This is a genomic window from uncultured Pseudoteredinibacter sp. (assembly GCF_947500695.1).
Lineage (GTDB): Bacteria > Pseudomonadota > Gammaproteobacteria > Pseudomonadales > Cellvibrionaceae > Pseudoteredinibacter.
This window is the reverse complement of the sequence record NZ_CANMSS010000001.1, coordinates 608,179-628,138: the sequence shown is the minus strand read 5'-3', so window position 1 is coordinate 628,138 and position 19,960 is coordinate 608,179. Positions and strand designations below refer to the sequence as shown.

At 45.1% G+C, this 19,960-nt stretch carries 18 protein-coding genes; 11 read left to right on the top strand and 7 right to left on the bottom strand.

Annotation, left to right across the window (positions count from 1 at the left end; translation table 11 throughout):
- The first annotated feature begins 101 nt into the window (after positions 1–101).
- The 3 genes from Q1A08_RS02425 (at position 102) to Q1A08_RS02415 (ending at position 2,667) form a co-directional block, all read left to right on the top strand.
- The gene (locus Q1A08_RS02425) at positions 102–1,028 is read left to right on the top strand and encodes a hypothetical protein (protein ID WP_299769241.1); all 927 of its coding nucleotides are present in this window, start codon (positions 102–104) and stop codon (positions 1,026–1,028) included.
- Positions 1,029–1,177: 149 nt separating this feature from the next.
- Positions 1,178–1,759: a hypothetical protein gene (locus Q1A08_RS02420; RefSeq protein ID WP_299769238.1), complete on the top strand. Its 582-nt coding sequence runs from the start codon at positions 1,178–1,180 to the stop codon at positions 1,757–1,759.
- 152 nt (positions 1,760–1,911) lie between these two features.
- Positions 1,912–2,667, top strand: coding sequence for a TIGR00266 family protein (locus Q1A08_RS02415; protein ID WP_299769236.1), 756 nt, complete (start codon positions 1,912–1,914; stop codon positions 2,665–2,667).
- A gap of 63 nt (positions 2,668–2,730) precedes the next feature.
- Here the strand turns inward: Q1A08_RS02415 and Q1A08_RS02410 are convergent, their stop codons facing one another.
- Positions 2,731–3,264, bottom strand: coding sequence for a DUF3806 domain-containing protein (locus tag Q1A08_RS02410; RefSeq protein WP_299769233.1), 534 nt, complete (start codon positions 3,262–3,264; stop codon positions 2,731–2,733).
- A 151-nt stretch (positions 3,265–3,415) separates the two neighbouring features.
- Between Q1A08_RS02410 and Q1A08_RS02405 the strand changes: the two genes are divergently transcribed.
- The 3 genes from Q1A08_RS02405 to Q1A08_RS02395 all read left to right on the top strand — a co-directional run bounded on the left by Q1A08_RS02405 (position 3,416) and on the right by Q1A08_RS02395 (position 5,698).
- A complete protein-coding gene (locus tag Q1A08_RS02405) occupies positions 3,416–4,459 on the top strand; it encodes a nucleoid-associated protein (protein ID WP_299769230.1) in 1,044 nt (347 codons plus the stop codon).
- Between the two features lie 62 nt (positions 4,460–4,521).
- Positions 4,522–4,914 carry a hypothetical protein gene (locus Q1A08_RS02400; protein WP_299769227.1) on the top strand — a complete coding sequence of 131 codons (393 nt, stop codon included), beginning with the start codon at positions 4,522–4,524 and terminating at the stop codon, positions 4,912–4,914.
- Positions 4,915–4,927: 13 nt separating this feature from the next.
- On the top strand, positions 4,928–5,698 hold the full coding sequence (locus Q1A08_RS02395) for an AsmA family protein (RefSeq protein ID WP_299769224.1): 771 nt from the start codon (positions 4,928–4,930) through the stop codon (positions 5,696–5,698).
- 85 nt (positions 5,699–5,783) lie between these two features.
- Here Q1A08_RS02395 and Q1A08_RS02390 read toward each other — a convergent pair whose 3' ends face one another.
- Positions 5,784–6,446, bottom strand: a complete 663-nt coding sequence (locus Q1A08_RS02390; protein ID WP_299769221.1) for an acyltransferase — start codon at positions 6,444–6,446, stop codon at positions 5,784–5,786.
- A 168-nt stretch (positions 6,447–6,614) separates the two neighbouring features.
- Between Q1A08_RS02390 and Q1A08_RS02385 the strand changes: the two genes are divergently transcribed.
- The 3 genes from Q1A08_RS02385 (at position 6,615) to gorA (ending at position 8,827) form a co-directional block, all read left to right on the top strand.
- A complete protein-coding gene (locus Q1A08_RS02385) occupies positions 6,615–6,845 on the top strand; it encodes a GrxA family glutaredoxin (RefSeq protein ID WP_299769218.1) in 231 nt (76 codons plus the stop codon).
- A gap of 230 nt (positions 6,846–7,075) precedes the next feature.
- Positions 7,076–7,315: a hypothetical protein gene (locus Q1A08_RS02380; RefSeq protein WP_299769215.1), complete on the top strand. Its 240-nt coding sequence runs from the start codon at positions 7,076–7,078 to the stop codon at positions 7,313–7,315.
- A 147-nt stretch (positions 7,316–7,462) separates the two neighbouring features.
- Positions 7,463–8,827 carry a glutathione-disulfide reductase gene (gorA, locus tag Q1A08_RS02375; protein ID WP_299769212.1) on the top strand — a complete coding sequence of 455 codons (1,365 nt, stop codon included), beginning with the start codon at positions 7,463–7,465 and terminating at the stop codon, positions 8,825–8,827.
- Here gorA and Q1A08_RS02370 read toward each other — a convergent pair.
- A complete protein-coding gene (locus tag Q1A08_RS02370) occupies positions 8,820–9,857 on the bottom strand; it encodes an AraC family transcriptional regulator (protein WP_299769209.1) in 1,038 nt (345 codons plus the stop codon). The two genes, gorA and Q1A08_RS02370, sit on opposite strands and share 8 nt — an antisense overlap.
- Before the next feature lie 210 nt (positions 9,858–10,067).
- Here Q1A08_RS02370 and Q1A08_RS02365 point away from each other — a divergent pair, with 210 nt between their 5' ends.
- Together Q1A08_RS02365 and Q1A08_RS02360 are read left to right on the top strand one after the other, a co-directional pair.
- Positions 10,068–11,522 carry an NAD(P)/FAD-dependent oxidoreductase gene (locus tag Q1A08_RS02365; RefSeq protein WP_299769206.1) on the top strand — a complete coding sequence of 485 codons (1,455 nt, stop codon included), beginning with the start codon at positions 10,068–10,070 and terminating at the stop codon, positions 11,520–11,522.
- A 110-nt stretch (positions 11,523–11,632) separates the two neighbouring features.
- The gene (locus Q1A08_RS02360) at positions 11,633–12,070 is read left to right on the top strand and encodes an OsmC family protein (RefSeq protein WP_299769204.1); all 438 of its coding nucleotides are present in this window, start codon (positions 11,633–11,635) and stop codon (positions 12,068–12,070) included.
- Between the two features lie 30 nt (positions 12,071–12,100).
- Here Q1A08_RS02360 and Q1A08_RS02355 read toward each other — a convergent pair whose 3' ends face one another.
- From Q1A08_RS02355 to Q1A08_RS02340, 4 genes are all read right to left on the bottom strand, one after another.
- Positions 12,101–15,487, bottom strand: coding sequence for a sensor histidine kinase (locus Q1A08_RS02355; RefSeq protein ID WP_299769201.1), 3,387 nt, complete (start codon positions 15,485–15,487; stop codon positions 12,101–12,103).
- A 134-nt stretch (positions 15,488–15,621) separates the two neighbouring features.
- Positions 15,622–16,260 carry a hypothetical protein gene (locus tag Q1A08_RS02350; protein WP_299769198.1) on the bottom strand — a complete coding sequence of 213 codons (639 nt, stop codon included), beginning with the start codon at positions 16,258–16,260 and terminating at the stop codon, positions 15,622–15,624.
- Between the two features lie 336 nt (positions 16,261–16,596).
- Positions 16,597–17,409 carry an exodeoxyribonuclease III gene (gene xthA, locus Q1A08_RS02345; protein WP_299769195.1) on the bottom strand — a complete coding sequence of 271 codons (813 nt, stop codon included), beginning with the start codon at positions 17,407–17,409 and terminating at the stop codon, positions 16,597–16,599.
- A 76-nt stretch (positions 17,410–17,485) separates the two neighbouring features.
- On the bottom strand, positions 17,486–19,639 hold the full coding sequence (locus tag Q1A08_RS02340; protein ID WP_299769192.1) for a carboxy terminal-processing peptidase: 2,154 nt from the start codon (positions 19,637–19,639) through the stop codon (positions 17,486–17,488).
- Positions 19,640–19,960: the final 321 nt, after the last annotated feature.

The window sequence follows — 19,960 nt, the reverse complement described above, 5'->3', positions numbered from 1 at the left end:
GATGTTAATCCGATTGCTTGGCTGATTTCGCGCCACCTTACCTGAGGCATAGAAGCTTGTCGAGTTTTGCGAAATGAGGTGTTAGAGCCTGACGATCTTTTATGCGTTATAATGAGCGATCCTTTAAGGCTAATGGTAAAACAGTGACTCAAGAACGAAATGAAACAATGGCAGGCTTCTATTCGCGCACAGCGCTAGCAGAAAAGCTCGATATGCCGCTTAAGTTACTGACCAAAACGTTATTAGATGCTGGCTGGATTCAGTATGTGGACGAGGCTTGGAAGTTGACTGCTAAAGGAGAGTTCGAGGGCGGAGAGATTCGTCATAGCAAGCGTTATGGTGAATATATTGTCTGGCCCGCAAAAGTCCGCGATCACGCAATCTTCGCTGATCGAGCACCCAGCCAACTCAATGCCTCGGCGATTGCACAAAAATTCGGCATTAAGGCTCGCCAGGTCAACGCCCTGTTGGCAGAGCAGGGCCTTATAGAGCGGGACATCAGAGGGTGGCGGCTAAGTGATTTTGGTAGGCAAAGTGGCGGCAGTATCCATATTCATGAGCCCTCTGGTCGAACTTTCGCCTTGTGGGGGCAAGACTTGCTAGACCGCTTAAAGCCCATGGCTGCGGAGCTGCAGGATCTCGCAGCCGGCAATCAACTGAGTGAAGAGACCTTAGCTGAAGCTTGCCAGTGCATTGCTTTAGATGGGCAAAGCCACCCTTGTCGAGCGCTAAAGTTAGTTGGTGACTGGCTCTATCTGGCGGGCTTAGGGCATAGTTGTGGCCGACCCCTGCCTCAGGCTCGTGAGCTAAAAAGTCAGTTCTATCTGCCAGATAGCCGTCTTTATATCGAGGTATGGGGCTTAAACCTAGCTCCCCAGGAAATTAGCGCTCAATTTCAAAGACAGGAATACTATGATCGACACGGAATCTCCTATATTAGTTTGAGCCTGTCCGATTTGGCTCAATTGGATGAAACCTTGGCCCGCCAGCTTCTAGAGAGGGGTGTCGAGTCATATCAGCACCTTTAATGCTTAGCCCATCAAATTCAGACCCTGTTAAGCTCCACTTTGCCAGAATACCTTCATATTAAGTAAAAAGCGCAGCGCACTTGTAGAGATTCAACAGAGCTGCGCAAATGGAGGTCATAGTGCAAACCGTAGCTGACGCAGGGACTAGCATGAAAAGTCTGGTATTTTCTGACACGCTCCTTACAGAGGCAGAAGTCGAGTGCTTCGAAATAGGGCGTCAACTACAGCGTAAGGCTTTGTGTAAAAGGTCCTTCGACGGTGCAGGTTTTTTTCGTGCGATTAGCATGAGCTCGCTAAGCTGGTCCAAAACCCCTTGGCGTCTTACAGTGCAGCTATTTTTGTACTTACTTTTTTTGCCGTTTAACATCCTGTGGCAGCTTTTGAAGCAGTGCTGGTTATGGATGCTGTTTCCCTTCAGATACCTAGGAACCTTCCTACCACCGCGCGGCTTCAATGCCCCAGGTGAAAAGACTTTACAGGGTATTCACAATCAGTTTACTCCTTACTTTTGTCTACACGGCCGAGATTATATCGAGTGCATCAATCGCTGGGTGAAGGTCTTGTACGGTATTGATAAGGCTAAGTATCACAACTTTGCGCGCTACTTACACCAGGAAAGACGTCGCTTAAAGGATCAAGGTGTAAATGATCCGAGCTTTTTAGCGGTTACCTACCGGAATCAGCTGAGCGCCGCTAGGCAGCGTTTGAGTAATGATCTAGGCAACTATTGATTATAGACCTTACCGTTTTCAGTCATTTAACACCCCTGCAGTTAGTTATCTTTTGCCCGGCCATGAGCCGGGCTTTTCTTGTCTTAAAGCGCCAATTTTGTTTACACTGCGGCTTATTATTGTTCTTTACATTGGATTAAAGGAAAGCCTCCATGAGCACAAAGTGTCACGAAGTAGATTATCAGATCATCGGCGAAAGCATGCAGTTAGTGGAAGTTGAGCTGGATCCAGGTGAGGCGGTGATTGCCGAAGCCGGAGCGATGAACTATTTCGAGGAAGGGATTGAGTTTGAAACTAAAATGGGAGATGGCTCTGATGCTGAACAGGGCATCCTTGGCAAGCTCTGGGGTGCCGGCAAACGCGCATTGACAGGCGAATCAGTATTTATGACACATTTCACCCATCGTGGTGAAGGTAAATCTAAAGTAGCTTTTGCGGCCCCGTTCCCAGGCAGTATTGTCGCCCTTGATATGGCGAGCATCGGTGGCGAATTGATTTGCCAGAAAGACAGCTTTTTATGTGCCGCGAAGGGCACCAGTATTGGTATCGCCTTGCAAAAACGTTTAGGGGCGGGCTTTTTTGGCGGTGAAGGTTTTATTTTACAACGCCTAAATGGCGACGGAATGGCGTTCGTTCACGCTGGCGGCTCAGTGGTTCGAAAAGAGCTAAACGGCGAATCTCTAAAAGTAGATACTGGCTGTATTGTTGGTTTTACATCGGGAATTGATTACGACATCAAGCTTGCCAGCGGACTGAAAAGTATGTTTTTTGGTGGCGAAGGGCTATTTCTAGCAGAGTTAAGTGGCACGGGTACGGTTTGGCTACAAAGCTTACCTTTCTCTCGTTTGGCGGATCGAATCATCTCTCACGCGCCAAGTATGGGTGGCAGTGATCAAGGGGAAAGCTAGCACGGCATTAAACTGAATAGAGGCTTGCGGCATATAAAAAAATGCCGCAAGCACGATTACGAGCTAATTGGCGTCAACGTCATAAGGGTTTTTAGGTTGATAGTCGGCGATTTGCTCCATGGCCTTTTTGTAGACATCATCGACTCTCGGCAATAAACCAACTTCCATACGCCTTGAAAGCATAGTGACTGGGAATAGGCAGTGCTGTGTTTTAGGCACGCAAACGGCACGACTTTTACCCAGTTGATCTTCGTAGTTTTGCCAAACGAGATTTTCTTCATTGACTAGCACTCGACCTAGAACAGCACCTAGGGCTTGTAGCATCAGGCGGTCATCGCGCTTTATTAAGCTTCGATCAATCACACGCTGGATCAGCTTTAGGTCTTGTTTGCTGCCATGCAGGCCACTACCAAAATGGCGGCGGGTTATTTCTTCTACACTGTCGATCTGCTTTTGGATATGGCTACGGTCGATCCAGCGAAAGTCTTTTACGCTTAGCTCATCATCTTGGGCCAAGGTCGATGTGCTAAACAGTTGAGTAAATAAGGCCAGACCTACAAGCAGGCCCGCTTTGCTGTGGCGTATTTTATTCACCATATTAACTCCTTGAATAAAGTCGGCGGATCACGCTATTAAGCGCAGTATAACCAAGCACATTGCTGATAGATAGGATGTGATTAGCACCGTGGGCGAGGTATAATCGTGCTTTGTATTTGAACCGCTACCATCACAAGGGTGTTTACTATTTATGGCGCTTAGTTTTTTTACGGCTTGTTATATGCAGCACACTGCACAGGCTAATCAGTTTCGCTGTCAACAACCCGCACAAGAGCTCGGCACCGGCGGTAGGCCAGAGTATTTATTACGTGAATTGAAACAAGCCTTTGTCGGTAAAGCGGGCAAAATTCACGGTAACTTTAGCCGCGACTTATCTGAGGCCCCGCTAAAGCCTTGGTTGCAGGAACTGCAAGAAGAAAAGATGAGCTTCAAAAGTCTGTCGGATAAACTCTGGCAGCATTTCGAAACCAGCTTGGCCGGTAGTAGCGTGGATTTAGATGCGCATATTCTAGTGTTTATCGAAAGCCTCGCTGAGTGTGATTTCCTCCACCTCTACTTGTTAGATCACAAGGAAGGCTTGTATCTGGACAGCGACATCCAGCTGGGTGACAGTCTATATCTTGATGTCAGCAAGATTATTGCGGGCTGCAAAATTAACATCACCGATGCACTGATAAATGACGAAGAGATACAAAGTGATAGCCCTATCGCCATGCTACGCCCAAGGGGGGATAAAGAGCTCAGTGACTTCTTTTGTGAAGTTATGGGGATGGGTGACCCGCTCGATACAAAGGCCGATACCGCTAGTTTCCTTGATGCTGTCGAGGAGTTTACTCGGGATATGGACGAGGATAAGGCTGCTCTATGTCGAAACGAGGTGGTTGATTATTGCATCGCCCAAGACAAACTTGGCGAGACCGTGATTTTTGAAGAACTGTCTAGCGCATTAGCCGAATCAAAAGCGATTGAAGACGATAGTAGTTTCTCGGACTTTGTCGCGGACTACCAATCTCAGCGCGATATCGCTAAAACCGAAGAGCTGATTCCCGATCGTTCAAAATTGCGCCAATTTCTTAGGATCAGTGGGCGCAGCGAACAGCTTAGTATGAGCTTTAATGCGGAATGTTTGGGCGATAGTATTGTCTATGATCCATCGGCGGATAGTTTAACCATCAAAGCCATCCCTAGCGCCTTAAAAATGCGTTTAATGGATCACCTAAGCAAGCCTGATTAAGTTTGGGTTAACCTGGCTTTTAGAATAATTGTCCGTAGTCATACAGCCGTGGAGTGTTGCTTATGAAATACCTTTCCTTGCTTTCGTTAATCGTCAGTATTCTATTGGCCGTTACCTGCTATCAGCTATGGCAGCAGTCGCAGCAGCTTGCCACACAAATGCAATCCATTCAGAGCCATAATGAAGAGTTATTGGCCGAACTTAAAGCCAATCAAGATGAAATGAGCTTTATGCGAGAAAAGCTGCTAGAGTTTGAAAAACATAGCCTGAAGGGTGTTGCCGATCAGGCCAATGATGCATTTTTAGAGGGATGGGAATCCCTTATCGGTATAGTAGGTAAGGAAATCGATCAAGCACGTAAAAACCTAGAGCAGCAACGCCGCAAGCAGTCTGAGCCTGCAACGCCGCCCGCTGATCAAGGCTCCAAAAATGATAGTAGCGCAACAGAGACTTAATTAAGGATAATTTATGAAAGCCCTAAAAATCATTCTAGGCTTGGTAGTCGTGGTGATTATCGCCGCCGTGGTTATTACCATGCTGTTTCTTAATAATATTAACCAGTTAACGGTAGATACTGTACAGAGCCAAGGCTCACAGTTGCTTAAGACTGATGTGAAGCTTGGCGCAGCCAATATCGAGCTAAGCGAAGGCAAGGGCAGTCTGCAAAATCTTACCGTGGCAAACCCTCCCGGCTTTAGTGCGGCCAACGCGGTTGAGATGGGCGCCGTAACATTGCAAATCGACCCTCAATCACTGCTTGGTGATGTGAAAGTTATCAAAGAGATCAGTGTTGATGGCGCCAAGTTATTGGCCGAGCAAAAGAATTTAAAAGACACTAACTTGCAGGCGCTATTGGATAACATCCAACAGGGCGCTGGCAGTAGTGAGCCCGCTGAGGCTAAAGCAGGCCCCGATGTACGCCTGATGGTCGAGAAATTTCGTTTTACCAACGGTAAAATACAGCTCAAGAGCGCTCAATTTGGCGAGCGTGAAATAAGCTTACCAACAATTGCCTTAGATAATATTGGCGACAAGACAAAAGGATTGACCCCAGAAGAATTGGGGCAGGCCGTTGTGGCTCCACTTTTGCAGCAAGTCAAAACTGCTGTAACGGCTGAAATTACCGAACTGGCCAAAGATAAAGCGGAAGAAAAACTTAAAGAGAAGCTACAAGAAAAGTTAAAAGACAAGATTGGTGGTGATACGGTAGATAAGCTAAAAGGCTTGTTTGGTCGTTAACCCTACTGGCAGTGCCCTTGCGGCACTGCCTAGTCCGGTAATATATCTTCGCCAATATTTGCAGCATTCCCTGCACTCACTTCACTCATAGCCCAATTTCAATAGCCAAGTTGGCTAATTCTTCAGGGCTTAACTTTCTTCGATCACCAATTAACTTCGCTGGGTTCCCTGCCACGATTGCATAGGCGGGCACGTCTTTGGTCACAACTGCAGCCATACCAACAACGGCGTGATCCCCAATGCTAATCCCGTCCACAATAGCTGCTTTCGTGCCTAGCCATGCATCGTTGCCGATGGTGATGCCTTTAGAGCTGACCCCTTGTTGGTTGATAGGGCGATCCAAAGCGATATTGTGGTTAAAGGCGTACAAGCTGCAATAGGGCGCTAGACGAGCATTATCGCCGATCTTAATACCATTTTTGCCGCCATCTAAGGAGCAATGGTGGTTGATACTGACGCGTTTACCCAGTTGGATTGGGCCGTGCAGGACGCTGTCAGCGGCAATAAAACTGCCTTCGTCTACTTGGATTAAACGCCCCGGCTCAGCAAACAGGCGGGCCTCTGGAGCCACAAAACAATTGCCTGCAAACTCAACCGTTTCGAGATGCTCAAGCTGCTCTTGTAGGGCTTCTTGCCAAGGTTTAGCCCAGGCAATCTGTTTAGCTTTTAACCGAAAATACAACCATGGCATATAACTTAATCTAAGTTTATGTTGAGGTATGTAGTCTATCTCATTGTTATTGTTCATATTTCTATTTAATGTGAATTAACTTTATTCGGTGTTTAGAAGGCAAAACCTTGATGATTAATAAAACCTATCAGGCGCATTTGCTAAATTAAATATCTATATAGATCTCCGTGTGGATAATAACAAACATAGCAACTGCAACACGAAATGTTTCTAGGAGATTTAGTAATGAGTTATACCGTTTTTGGCCGTCCAGGCTGTGGCTTTTGTGAGCAAGCCAAGCGTTTGTTAGAGCAAAAAGAGCTGCCGTTTCGATATGTCGATATTCACGCTGAAGGCATTAGCCAAGCCGATTTAGAGAAGACCATTGGCAAGCCGGTTAAAACTGTGCCACAGATCTTCAATGGTCGTGAGTATATCGGTGGATATACCGACCTAGCGGCGAGTTTCGATAGTTAATCCTTTTTCTTCATACATCCCTGCCGAACCCTTTACCCGAGCTAAGCTCAGCTTAACTCGGGTTTTTTTATGCTTTAGTGTATTGTTTAATAAATAGACATTTTGGTCGCTATAGTAGTTATCAAACCATTAAACATGCGTGAAAGTGCGCTAAACTGTTACAAATAGGTAGGCCGTTATTTGTTCAGAAGGCTGCAAGGCAGCAAACTTTAGAAGAAAATGGGTGCCACATGATCAATATTCCGAATATCTTTCGCCCTAACATTAGCCGCAAGGCGCTAAAGCGCAAACTTCCAGGGCAGAGTAATGTTACCCATACTCAGGCCACTGACTCTGTGGGTGAATATGGCAACATTGATCGTCGTCAAGGCGAACGCCGTAAAGAAGACAAAGAGAAAGTTTTGGACACGCGCCAGGAAAAACGCCGCAAGGACGATGACGAGCACCCGCATATAGATATTAACGCTTAGCCATTAAGTGTTTGTGATAGATAAGTGAAGTAAAGTTCAGCAAAATAGCTAAAATCTATCATTCGCATTGGATTAAAATAATTCCACAATTTCCCCACTTGACCTAAAGTAAGGTCATTCAGAATTTGATAAATAAAGGACAATCTTGTGAGCAGTGAAACCCAATTTGACTACGATTTTTTGGTGATTGGCGCTGGGTCTGGTGGCGTACGCGCTAGCCGAATGGCTTCTGGCTTGGGTGCAAAGGTAGCGGTGATTGAAGACAGTGCCTTAGGTGGAACCTGCGTAAACGTTGGCTGTGTACCTAAAAAGCTATTTGTTTACGGCTCCCATTTCAGCGAAGAGTTTGAAGCGGCCGAAGGTTTTGGTTGGAGCGTAGGAAATACTGAGTTTCATTGGCCAACTTTGCGTGATCGTAAAACCAGCGAGATTGAGCGCCTAAACGGTATCTACGGAAATATCTTAGGCGGTGCCGGTGTAGAGCTTATCAATGGACGCGGCGTTATCAGTGGCCCAAATAGCGTTATGGTTGGCCAGCAGCAGTACACGGCCAAATACATTCTTGTCGCTGTAGGTGGCTGGCCTTTTGTACCAGAATTTCCAGGCAGTGAGCATGTTATTAGCTCTAACGAAGTTTTTTATCTAGAAGAGTTTCCAAAGCGTGCTTTGGTTGTCGGTGGTGGTTACATTGCTGTTGAGTTTGCGGGTATTTTTGCAGGACTAGGCGCTCAAACCCACCAAGCTTATCGCGGACCTATGTTCCTGCGAGGATTTGATGATGATCTACGTGAGTTTGTAGCAAACGAAATGCAACAGAAGGGCGTGAATCTTCATTTTAATAGCGATGTGACTGAAATTGTTAAAAATGCTGATGGTAGTCTTAAGGTTAGCTTTAATAACGGTGAACAGATCGAAGTCGACTGTGTTATGTATGCCACTGGCCGTAGAGCGAAAACTCAAGGCTTAGGTTTAGAAAACACCAATGTAGAAATGCGTGCGAATGGCTCAATTGTCGTTAACGAAAATTATCAAACCGCTGAGCCGAGCATTTATGCACTGGGAGACGTGATTGGTGGCATTGAGTTAACGCCGGTAGCGCTAGCCGAAGGCATGGCCTTAGCGCATAATTTATTTGGCGAAGGCGGTCGTAAGGTAGATTACGACAATATTCCAACGGCGGTATTTAGCCAGCCTAATATTGCTACGGTTGGTTTAACCGAAGCCCAAGCCAATGAAAAGTATGCCAACGTAGATGTGTATAAGTCTGAATTTAAGCATATGAAACACACCTTGAGTGGCTTGCCTGAGCGCACCTTGATGAAAATTATCGTTGATCGCGATACTGATAAAGTTTTAGGCTGTCATATGGTAGGCAGTGAGGCGGGCGAGATCATTCAGGGCTTGGCAGTCGCCATTCGTGCCGGTGCCACTAAGGCTATTTTTGATAGCACTATTGGTATTCACCCAACAGCGGCAGAAGAGTTTGTGACGATGCGAGAGCCGGTTAGCTAAGTATTTTTGTCTTTCGATACTGGACCGGCGACATGCCGGTCCAGCGTTTAAAAGCATGGGAAAAGTTTGCAGTTTCACTGTAACCCAATAGTTCTGCGATTTGCTCAACACTCAAGCCGGCTTCCAAATATTGTTTGGCCAACTCCCGACGTACATCATTCAACAGTTGTTGAAAGCTAAAACCTTCTTCTTTTAGTTTTCTTCGTAAACTTCTTTCCGATATATGAAGCTCTTCAGACAAGGTTTTTATGTCTGGGAATATACCTGGCTCAGACAGCATTAGCTCTCTGATTTTATTAGCAAGTTCACTGTTTTGACTAAAACTACGATGCAGTTGTTCACATTGTTTACGTAAATAGCTGGCCGCTTGTGGGTCGCGCTGTGGTAACAACTGTTCTAGCAACTCTGGCTCAAACAGCAGGGCATTATATTCTGCATTAAATTCGATATCGCAGTTATAAAATTCTCTATAAGTGCTCTCGTGTTTTTTTTCACTATGCATCATCAAGATTTTTTGGGCCTGATGATTCTGAAGCGAGAAGCTATTAAAGGCCGTGACAGCCGCAGAAATATCTCGGTCTGCGTATAGCGGCAGGAGATCTTTAGGTAGAGGAATTCGCGGGCTAAAAACGAGGCCGGCGAGCCTACCAACCTGTTCAAGTGATATTTTAAAATGGGAGTAGGTGAGTTCGCTAAAGTCGGCTACCAGCGACAGGGCTTCGGCGACCGTTGCTGCGCTTAAAATGGCATAGCCCAATACACCATAGCTTTGCAGCTCAAAGGCCTGCCCCAAAGATAGCCCCAAGCATTCTTCTTCACTGGCGGATAGTATATTACGGTAGATATTGAATTCCTGGGCCAAGCTGAGTTCAGACTGATCCGAAAGGATATCTGCCAGATCCAAGCCTGTATCCATTAAACAGCGTTCCGCAGAGATACCTTTGGCGTGCATTAGGCGTAAAACAGGCTGCAGGCCTTTTAAATGGTGTTTACTAGCTTGCTCTAGGTGCATGTTCTGTATATTCACCATTTAGGGTTCTATTTACTGCTGTTTGTCTTATTAGGGCCTGTTAACAGCTTATTTCATGAAAATCTCGAAATGCTGATGCTATGCAATCTAATAAATCTTCGCAATGGCCGAAATTCACAATTTTATGACCTGCTGTCACATGCCAGTACTGCCATAAGCTGGTTAAACTACCCCAAGAGCCCATAAATCAAAATAATAGAGAATAAGACAATGCGTTCCCCTGAAATTATTATTGTCGGTGCTGGCATGACAGGCATCCTGCTGACGATCAAGCTGCGAGAAGCGGGCATCAACAAGATTACGGTCTTAGAGAAGGCGGAAAAAGTAGGTGGGACCTGGCGTGAAAATCGCTATCCAGGTGTCGCCTGCGATGTGCCAGCCCATATGTATACCTATTCTTTCGAGCATAACCCTGAGTGGAGTGATTTTTTCGCCAAAGGGGCCGAGATACAGCAGTATTTTGAGCATGTAGCTGACAAATATAAGGTTCATGAGCATATTAAGTTTAAGCAGGAGGTTAGCCAGGCTGAGCGCCAAAACGGTCGCTGGCAGGTCACTTGCAAAAGCGGGGAGCGTTATGAAGCTGACTTCCTCATCCACGCAACAGGAATCCTCCATCACATCTCCTTGCCGAATATAGCCGGTATCGATAGCTTTAAAGGGGAAATGTTTCATACGGCTCGCTGGGATCAAGGTATTGATTTCAAGGGCAAGCGCGTTGGCGTTATCGGTACGGGTTCTACGGCGGCGCAGTTTATCCCTGAGTTAGTCAATGCGGGGGCGGAAGTTTCGATCTTTCAGAGAACCCCACAGTGGCTGCTAAGTTTAGGCTCAAAGCAATACAGCGAAGCTGATAAAGCCAAAATGCGCCGCAATCCAAAAACCATCCAACGTATACGTAAACAAGCAGAACTTGGATTAGAGCATATATTTACCAAGGCGGTAACCGGGCAGAAGCTTCAAGGCGCCTTATTAAGCTGGGCTTGTAAGCGTTATTTGCGTAAGAGCATTAAAGACCCTGTGTTACGCGAAAAATTGACCCCCGACTATAAGGTGGGCTGTAAGCGCGTAATCATTAATAACACCTTTTACGATGCCATTCAGAAACCAAACGCCAGCTTGATTTGTGAAGGTATAGATAGCATCAATGAAGGTGGTATAAAAACCAAAGATGGTCAACAGCATGACTTTGATGTCATTGTCTTATCGACCGGCTTTAAGCCATTTAACTTTATGCGTCCTATGGAGCTGCTAGGCCAAGATGGCCTGCATATTGATAGCGCTTGGAAGGACAAAATTAACTGCTATCGATCTTTATTAGTGCCAAAGTTTCCCAATATGTTTCTTATGCTTGGTCCATACACGCCGATTGGAAATTTTTCAGTTATCGCAATGAGCGAAGTGCAAACAAACTATATTCTCAAGTTGATTAAAGACTGGCAAAAAGAAAAATATGATGAGTTTGATGTAAAAGACTCTGCCGTTGATACATTTAATCAGCGCATGAAAGCGGGTATGAAAAAAACCACTTGGGTGGGTGGTTGCCAGAGTTGGTACCAAGATGCCGATGGTGATCCTATACTTTGGCCATTTACCTGGAAGCAGTGGTGCCAGGAAATGGATCAAATTGACTATCAAGACTTAAGCCTTAGTAAGGGAGCTTAGTTAAAGCTAGGTGAAAACCATTAATTAAGCTAATCCTAATGTAAATCAAGGTTTTTATCTATGCTACTGCTAGGATAGCCCCTAAGACATCATTCACTTAGGGAGTTTATATGGCCGCGTTACCACATAGTTATATTAGTAAAAGCCAGACCCAGTCTGAGGGCACAGTAAAGGTCTCGGTTACGGGATTGTCGGAGCAGGATATTGCTGCTCCGATTAATTTTGGTGGTCCAGGGGACATCTGGTCACCAGAAGATTTGCAAAGTGCAGCAATCAGCAGCTGTTTTTGCTTGTCGTTTCGAGCAATTGCTCGAGCCGCTAATTTGTCTTGGAACTCCATAAATTCCGAGGTAGAGCTGGTATTAGCTAAAGCCGGTAAAAACGTTGAATTTACTGAGATTCATAACACGGTGCATTTGGTAGTCGACGATATAAACGACCGCGAGAAGGCTGAAAAATGTTTGCATAAGGCAGAAAGTAGCTGTTTTATCAGTGCGTCAATGACGGCTGAGAGCTTTCTAAAAATCAATGTTTCCCAGCGCAGTTAGAGGCTACTAGCTTGCGCTGTTGATTTAAGTTCAGTCATTGCTAGGCTCATAGCTATCCAATTCAGGCAGTGATTCGGTATTGAAGTGATAGCTGGGTAGCTTTATCTCGATGCAGGCGCCGTCTTCGTTCGCTATGGAGATTTCACCGCGCATTTGTAAGGTGATGGTGTTATAGACGATGTGCAGACCTAAGCCAGTATCCTGGGCTTGTTTGGCTACAAAGGGGTCAAATATATTGCCAATGAGTTGATCGTCTATACCCTTGCCATTGTCCCGAATACGAAGCTTTACCCAATGAGAAATTCGACTGTTCTCATGGGCGCAGGGCAACTGACTGACTCGAATCTCAATAAAGCGTGGGCCGCTCACTGATGCCGTTTTATCAAAGCCATGGCGCAGCGCATTTTCAATGAGCTCATTTAGGCAGTGCCGAAGACTTCCTTGCAGAGAATTAAGGAATACATGTTGCTCCCCTGTAATAAAAGCTTCTACCTTTGCTTGCTTGAGCTTGTCTTTAAGAGGATTCAGTAGTTCCTCTAACATCGGCATAACCATAAAACGCTGCGGGCGAGGATTGTCTTGATCTGCGTTGACCAGTTTAAAATTAGAGATTAAATTGATCATTTTCTCTACATTACTTTCCACCAGCTCGCATGATTTTTCTAAGTGTTTGAGTTTTCGACTAATTACATCATGACTGATAGGCATTGAAGCGCGTTCTTCGATGGCGAATTTGGCTTGCTCTTTTACCAGTGAGAAGCCTGTTTTAACGACGCCCATAGGCGTGTTTAATTCATGCGCCATACCGCTGACTAAACGCCCAAGTGCTGCATTTTTTTGGCTAGCCACTAATTGATCCTGAGTTTCGCGAAGTTCCTGTAGCGAAGTTTCCAATTCCTGAGTACGTTGCTTTACTAGTAGGCTTAGCTGCTGGCGCTTGGCATTGATTTGCTTGAGGCGCAGCTGAAAAGCTAGCCAAATAAGAGCAATAATCGTGAGAGATACAAGCAATTTAAAAACTAATGTTTCATACCAAGCTGGCAAGATGCTGATGTTGATAGTGAGCTGCTTGTCGCTCCAGGCGCCACTGCGATTACTGGCGCGAAGTTGTAAGCTGTAGTCACCTGCTGCAAGGTTTGTGTAGGTAGCCTTGCGATCCTTACTGCTGACTTCTACCCAGTCATCGTCGTATCCTTCCAGCTTCTGCATGTACTTTAATTCAGCTGGGGAGGTATAGTCTAAGGCTGCATAGCCTATACTGAAGCTTGAATATCCTGCTGGAATAGTTAAGTTTCTAGCATCTCCATGTAAAATGTTACCGTCAAGCTTTATCTCGGTAGTGATGATGCTGGGCTTGAAGTTCCAAGGTCGATAATAGTCCGGCCGTACAACAGTAACACCGAAACCACCGCCAAAAAGTAGTGTTCCATCTGAACTTTGAATGGCGCTGCTTAGGAACTGGCTACGGTTGTAAACACCGTCTGCTTGACTGAGCGCAATGACTTTCTTTTGGCTGGCATCGTAAAAGGCGGTTGCTCCCCAGTAGTCACCATTATTCATTCGAAATAATGTCTCTATCGGGGATTGGTGGCGGGCTAATAGATCAAGCTCTAAAGCTCCATCTTGATTTGTTTGTACACTTTCGGCTTTTAGTATCGCATTGCTGCTAACCAATACCAGCTCGCCATCCGGGTAAATATTCAGGCCTTGAATCCTAAAATTATTATCGACATCTGTGGGTATACTCAAAGGCACTTGTTCTAGTTGTGTGCGGCCTTGTCTAAGAACCGCAATCTCATTGAAGCTGGCCACCCAGACACTGCCATCCGGCCCAGAGGCCATAACATTGCCGACTTTAGATGATTGATTTTCTGGAAATTCAATATCAATAAATTTTTGATTGTTGACATCAAACTTAATATAGCTTGATCCAGTGCCTAGAATTAAGTCTCCATTGCCATCTTCGATAATGTAGGAAATAGTGTTAACGGCGCTGCTCTCGCCAAGCGAAAACTGTTCGAATACTCCACTGCGCTTATCAAAATGGAACAATCCATTACCTGCGCTTCCGATCCAAATATCACCATTACTATGTTCCATAATTCGAGTGATAAAATTGCTTTGCAACGCACCTTTAATATCACTATTGGCACGATAGCTATGGCTGCGCCCAGTGTTAGGATCGAAAACATCAATGCCATTGCCAGAACTGCCAAACCAAATGCTGCCATCCTGAAGCTGGGCAATACTATAGACATCCTTAAAGCTGAGTTTGCTAGCGTCCTGGGAGGAAGGAAATAGAGTACGACTGAATTGATTGTTTGGGTCCACGCGATTAGCACCGAAATCTGTAATGGCAATCCAGATTTGGCCCGCCTGATCTAGCAATAATCCTCTTGAGTAATTGGCGCTGGGTGAGGCGGGGTTGTAGGGATCATGTCGATAAATTTGAATTCTCTTTAAACTATCGATGTCATAGACAGATATTCCTTGTTCTAATGAGGTCGTCCAAATGTGCTGTCCGTTAACTTGCAGGATATCGTTTATTCTTTGATCGGATTCCAGGCGCTGTAATTCTCCCCGTGAACTCAATGTATAGAGGCCATCATCATAGGTTCCTATCCATAGTCGTCCCTGGCTATCTTCAACGATCTTACGAACAATTTTATTGGCCAAAAGATTACTATTCTGACCACTTACTCGGCGATAGCTGTTTTGGCTAGGGTCGTATTGATGAATGCCGTCCCAGCTGCCTATAAGTAGCTCTCCTTTTTTATTGATAAGTATTTCTCTGGTTCTATTGGCGAGCTTTGATTGTGCTTGATGTATTGGGTGTTGATGGTGGCTAAAAACTTCGTTTTCTATATCAAGGTAGTTAAGGCCATTATCTGTTGCTAGCCATAAACCGCGATTGTTGTCCGGGAGTATTTTAGCGACTCGATTCGCGCTTATACTATGTGAGCTCGCTGGGTCATTCTTATATTGTTTATAGCGCTTTAGAAGAGGGTCTAATTTGAGTAATCCCTCTTGATAGCTGGATACCCAAATAGTACCTGCTCCATCTATCGCTATATCAGTTACCCAGGCTTTTGGCAGAGCAGTGTGTTCGCTATTAATAAAGTCAGCCGCCTGATAATTATAACCATCGTAGTAATACAGGCCGGTTTCTGTGCCCACCCAGATTAAGCCCTGCTGATCTTGCGCAAAGGTAGTAATGCGGGCATTGCCATCACGATTATCGATTGTTTTATGAAATTCCGGTGAGGCTAAATCGAAGATGCCGGCTTGAGTCATGCTGGCAAATAGAAATATCAGTATCTTAGCAATACAGTGGATTAGGCAATATCCCGGTGTCTTTGAGCTGTTCTGCCTTGATTTATGGCCGCCATTTACCGCTATAGAGGCGCAATGTTGCACAGGGTGAACCTATGAGAATAAGCGAATACTTTAAGCGTAGATCAAATATGGAGGCTTTGGGCACTTGTTGTGGCTAATCAGCTGTCGAACAGGCGCCTTAATTGTCGTAAGGGAAGGTGGGATTGATCTTTCTACTACTGTTTAGTGACAGTGATACTTAGATCAGTATTTGTCACATCTATTTCACTTAACAGCAAGGTGAAGTAGCGCCCATGAGGATTAAGATGTATGGCGGGTAAGTCTAACCAGTGTTGTTTGGCCGTCTCCTTACTCGGTTTTGCACTGCTCTTAGTCTTAGCTTCAAACAAACGATGCTCTCTACTTTGGCTAAAGATTATAGCGCCATCTTGATTTTTTATTTGTACAGAATAGCTCAGGGCTTCTTTTGCTTCCTTATTTTTTTCCACGGGTTTTATGTCGAGCAGCAGTGCTGAGCTGTTCTTAGCTAAAATATTGGGAGAATCGCTGGATAAAACAACGTGTTGGCTACTTAGAGGAATATTTAGTTTGATGATTTTGTTTTGGTTTAATACCTGATGATTGATTTGCTTTGTGTATATGAGCTTGTTTCCCAAATCACTCCGCAATTCTGCCCAACAATACCAAGATAAGAGAAACAGTATGATCGCTATAACCAAGGGGCTCAGCTTTTGACTGAAATCGTATCGTACCGCTGCGCTTTGGACTCGCTGAATGGATAAGTAAGCACCATAAAAACCGCCGATTCCTAATAGGCTTCCAAAAACGGTTAAAAGTAGGGCAGCTGTGTTCATGTTGCGCATCCGATGGCTGGATAGAGCCGTTATATTCTAAGCAAAATATTATTTTGACCTTGTAAACAAGGAGGTCTTAAACATTTTACTTAAGAGCTTGAATATAGAGTCCTTGGCGTTATTTATCTTGTCGCTGTTGGCGTATGAATTCTATTGTCGGCAGAAGATGGCAAAAGTTATAGTGCTAGAAATGGTTAGACTTTTAGATGCAGTAATCGCTAGAAAGGGTAGGGGAAAAGCTTTTGGACTGCGTAACGGCCTTAATTGATTAAAACCAATCCAGCAAGTCCGACTATTGCCAGACTTGCCGCTCGATTGTCGGGCTATTTGTTAGCGCTACAACTCGTAGTGAGCCCAGATGGGGCAGTGGTCGGAAGGCTTTTCCATGCCACGCACATCATAGTCGATGTCAGCATCCTTTAAGCCTGTAGCCAGACTTTTCGTATGCATAATTAAATCGATTCGAAGACCGCGTTTAGGTTCGCGCTCAAAGCCGCGGCTGCGATAATCAAACCAGCTGAACTTATCATCCTTTTCTGGATGAATTTCACGATAACTGTCGCTTAGGCCCCAATCGGATAGGGTCTTTAGCCACTCTCTCTCTTCAGGTAAAAAACTGCATTTACCATCTTTTAACCAGCGCTTACGGTTGCTGTCGCCAATACCGATATCGATATCTTCAGGTGAAATATTCATATCACCCATAACAATTAAGTCATCTTCGGGCTTGCAGTGTTCGTCTAAGAAGCCCATTAGATCCGAATAAAAGTTACGTTTATTGACAAACTTGACAGGATGCTCGCGGTTTTCGCCCTGAGGAAAGTAGCCATTTAATACGGTGATCTCCCGGCCATCGACATCGAAACGACCGCCGATAAAACGGCGTTGACTGTCCTCGGTATCACCGCTGAAGCCTTTAAATTCTTCTTTAAAGGGGTGTTTGCTTAATAGGGCCACACCATAGTGCGTTTTCTGACCATGAAAAATAACATGGTAGCCTAAGGCCTCTATATCAGCGATTGGGAAGTCTTCATCGGTTACTTTCGTTTCTTGAATGCCGATAAAATCAGGTTGGTGGGTGTCTGTTAAAGCCTGCAATTGGTGCAGGCGCATGCGAATACTGTTGGTATTGAATGAGATTGCGCGCATATTTTTTGAAAACCAGGTCTAAAAATAAAACGAGAAAGCAATCGCTTGCTTTCTCGTCGGGGATTACTGTTTAGTATTATCGTTTCGTAAGCTTGTCAGACTGCGAGCGCTTGGCAAATTGGCTCTGATCAGACTGTATACGAATGAAGTCCGCCATTATATATCCGCTTTCCATCAAAAGGGGATCTTTATCTGGGTCGATACGGTTCTCCGGCTCTTGGTTTTGAGCTGTTTCTTCGGCTTCTTCACCCTCAGTTTCTTCTTTGCCGTCGTTTTTATACTCATCGATCGTAGCAAAAGGCTCCATGCCTTTACCAGTTCGACGGGTGTTTTCCAGTTCAAAAGCCGTCTCTTCGCGTTCTTTCTTTTCAGTTCGACGTTTTTCTTCGTTTAAGGAAACGTATTTTTTCTCTCTTTGTTGCTCAATAATTTCAAGCTGAGAGAGTAGGTGGTTAAAATCTGGGTCCTTGCCAATACGCTTATCATGAAGCTCTTGTAAGCTTGGTTTAATGGCGCCTATATCGCTATAAGAACCGTGGCGAACGCGATGAATAGTGTCCCATGCTAGTGCATTGTCATAAGCACTTTCACCCACTTCTTCCAAATCAAACATTGAAGGTAGGGCAATATCTGGAATAACGCCACGATGCTGAGTGCTATCACCGGAAACTCGGTAAAATTTCGACTCAGTAATTTTTAAACGCCCTTTGTGTACGCGACTTAAAGATTGTACGGAACCCTTACCAAAGGTCTGGGTACCAACAACAAGACCGCGGCCATAGTCCTGAATTGCGCCAGCAAAAATCTCGGACGCTGAAGCACTAAGGCGATTGGTTAGCACCAATAATGGTCCTTGATAGACTGGCGTATTATGTGATCTATGGGCGCGGCTAATCGTCTGGTTGGCTTGGCGAATTTGTACAACAGTACCTCGGTGAATAAATAAATCTGTCAATCGTGTTGCTTCTTGAAGAGATCCACCGCCATTATTACGTAGGTCCAAAATAATGCCGTCGACTTTTGCAGCTTTAAGTTCTTGCACTAAACGGCGTACATCTTTAGTTGTACTTTTATAATTCGGGTCGCCACGCTGAGCGGCGTTAAAATCCAAATAAAACGCTGGCAGATCAATCACGCCTAGCTTGTAAAGCTTGTCTCCATCGCTCACTTCAAAGATATGTTTTTGCGCGGCTTGCTCTTCAAGCTTCACCTTATTACGACGTATCTCTACAATTTTGTAGCCGCTGTCTTCACCTGCAGGCAAAACCTGTAAGCGTACAACACTGCCTTTTTTGCCTCGAATCAGCTGGACCACTTCATCAAGGCGCCAGCCAATTACATCGACCATTTCACCGTCACGACCTTGGGCAACAGCGGTGATGCGATCTGAAGGCTTTAAGTCACCTTGTTTATCAGCAGGGCCCGCACTCACGATACGGACGACCTTGGTATATTCATCTTCGGTTTGTAGCACCGCACCAATACCCTCTAAGGATAGAGACATATTGATGTTGAAATTTTCCATCGTTCTTGGCGATAGATAATTAGTGTGAGGGTCATACAAAGCACCCAGGGCATTCATATACGCCTCAAAGGCATCATGGGTATCTTGTTGCTCCACGCGTTTTAGCAAGTTGCTGTAACGGCGTTTCAGGGTTTTTTTGGCTTCCGCTAAGTCTTTGTCGGCGAGCTTAAGGTTTAACAGATCGCTTTTAAGGCGTTTGCGCCAGAATTCGTCGAGATCTTTGCTCGATTGGGCCCAGCGGCGTAAATCAGGGTCTAAATTAAGAACTTCGTCCTTACTAAAATCGACTTTATATTGCTCATCGCCCAGTTGATCAAGGACCCACTGGGTTCTCTCACTGAGTCGCTCTCTGAACAGATTGAAAATATCGTAACCGGCATCTAGGGAGCCCGCTCTTAGCTGATCGTCGAATTGCTTTTTATACTCTGAAAACAAGGCGACATCCTGTGTAAGGAAATAGGCCTTATAAGGATCTAGCCGGTCTAAATATTCTTCAAACAAGCGTTGTGACAGATTGTCATCGATATTTTGACGACGATAATGCTGACTATTGAGGGTTTCCAGAATGTCCTGGGCCGTTTTAGATTGGTCTTTGTCGTAGCTGAGCTTCTGCAGCGCAGCAGCCTGGCCCGGCAATAGGGCGAGTGCACCACTAATCAAAAAGGTCGACAGCGGAAGGCAAAGAGACAAGGCAGTTTTTCTCATAATCATATATCGCTATTTAGCCCACATGGGACGTTATTGTTACATCCATTGATCTGAACGGGCGCTGAGCGCTATGCCAGCGAGCATCAGACTTGCTTTAGTATGCATTTATAGACCCAATACTAGCTCGTTTGATCCCGAGCCTCCACGATCGGAGCGGTTTTCGCGTTAAATGCCTCTAAATTGTTCAAAAATACAGCAAGAACTAAGTCCAAATAAGCTCTTTAGGAGCGTTTAAGCACGTGGGTACATGCTCTTCCAAAACCAACTCGACTGGAACAAGCCCCAAAATGGGCGTTTTATCCGCCAATATTGGCGGTC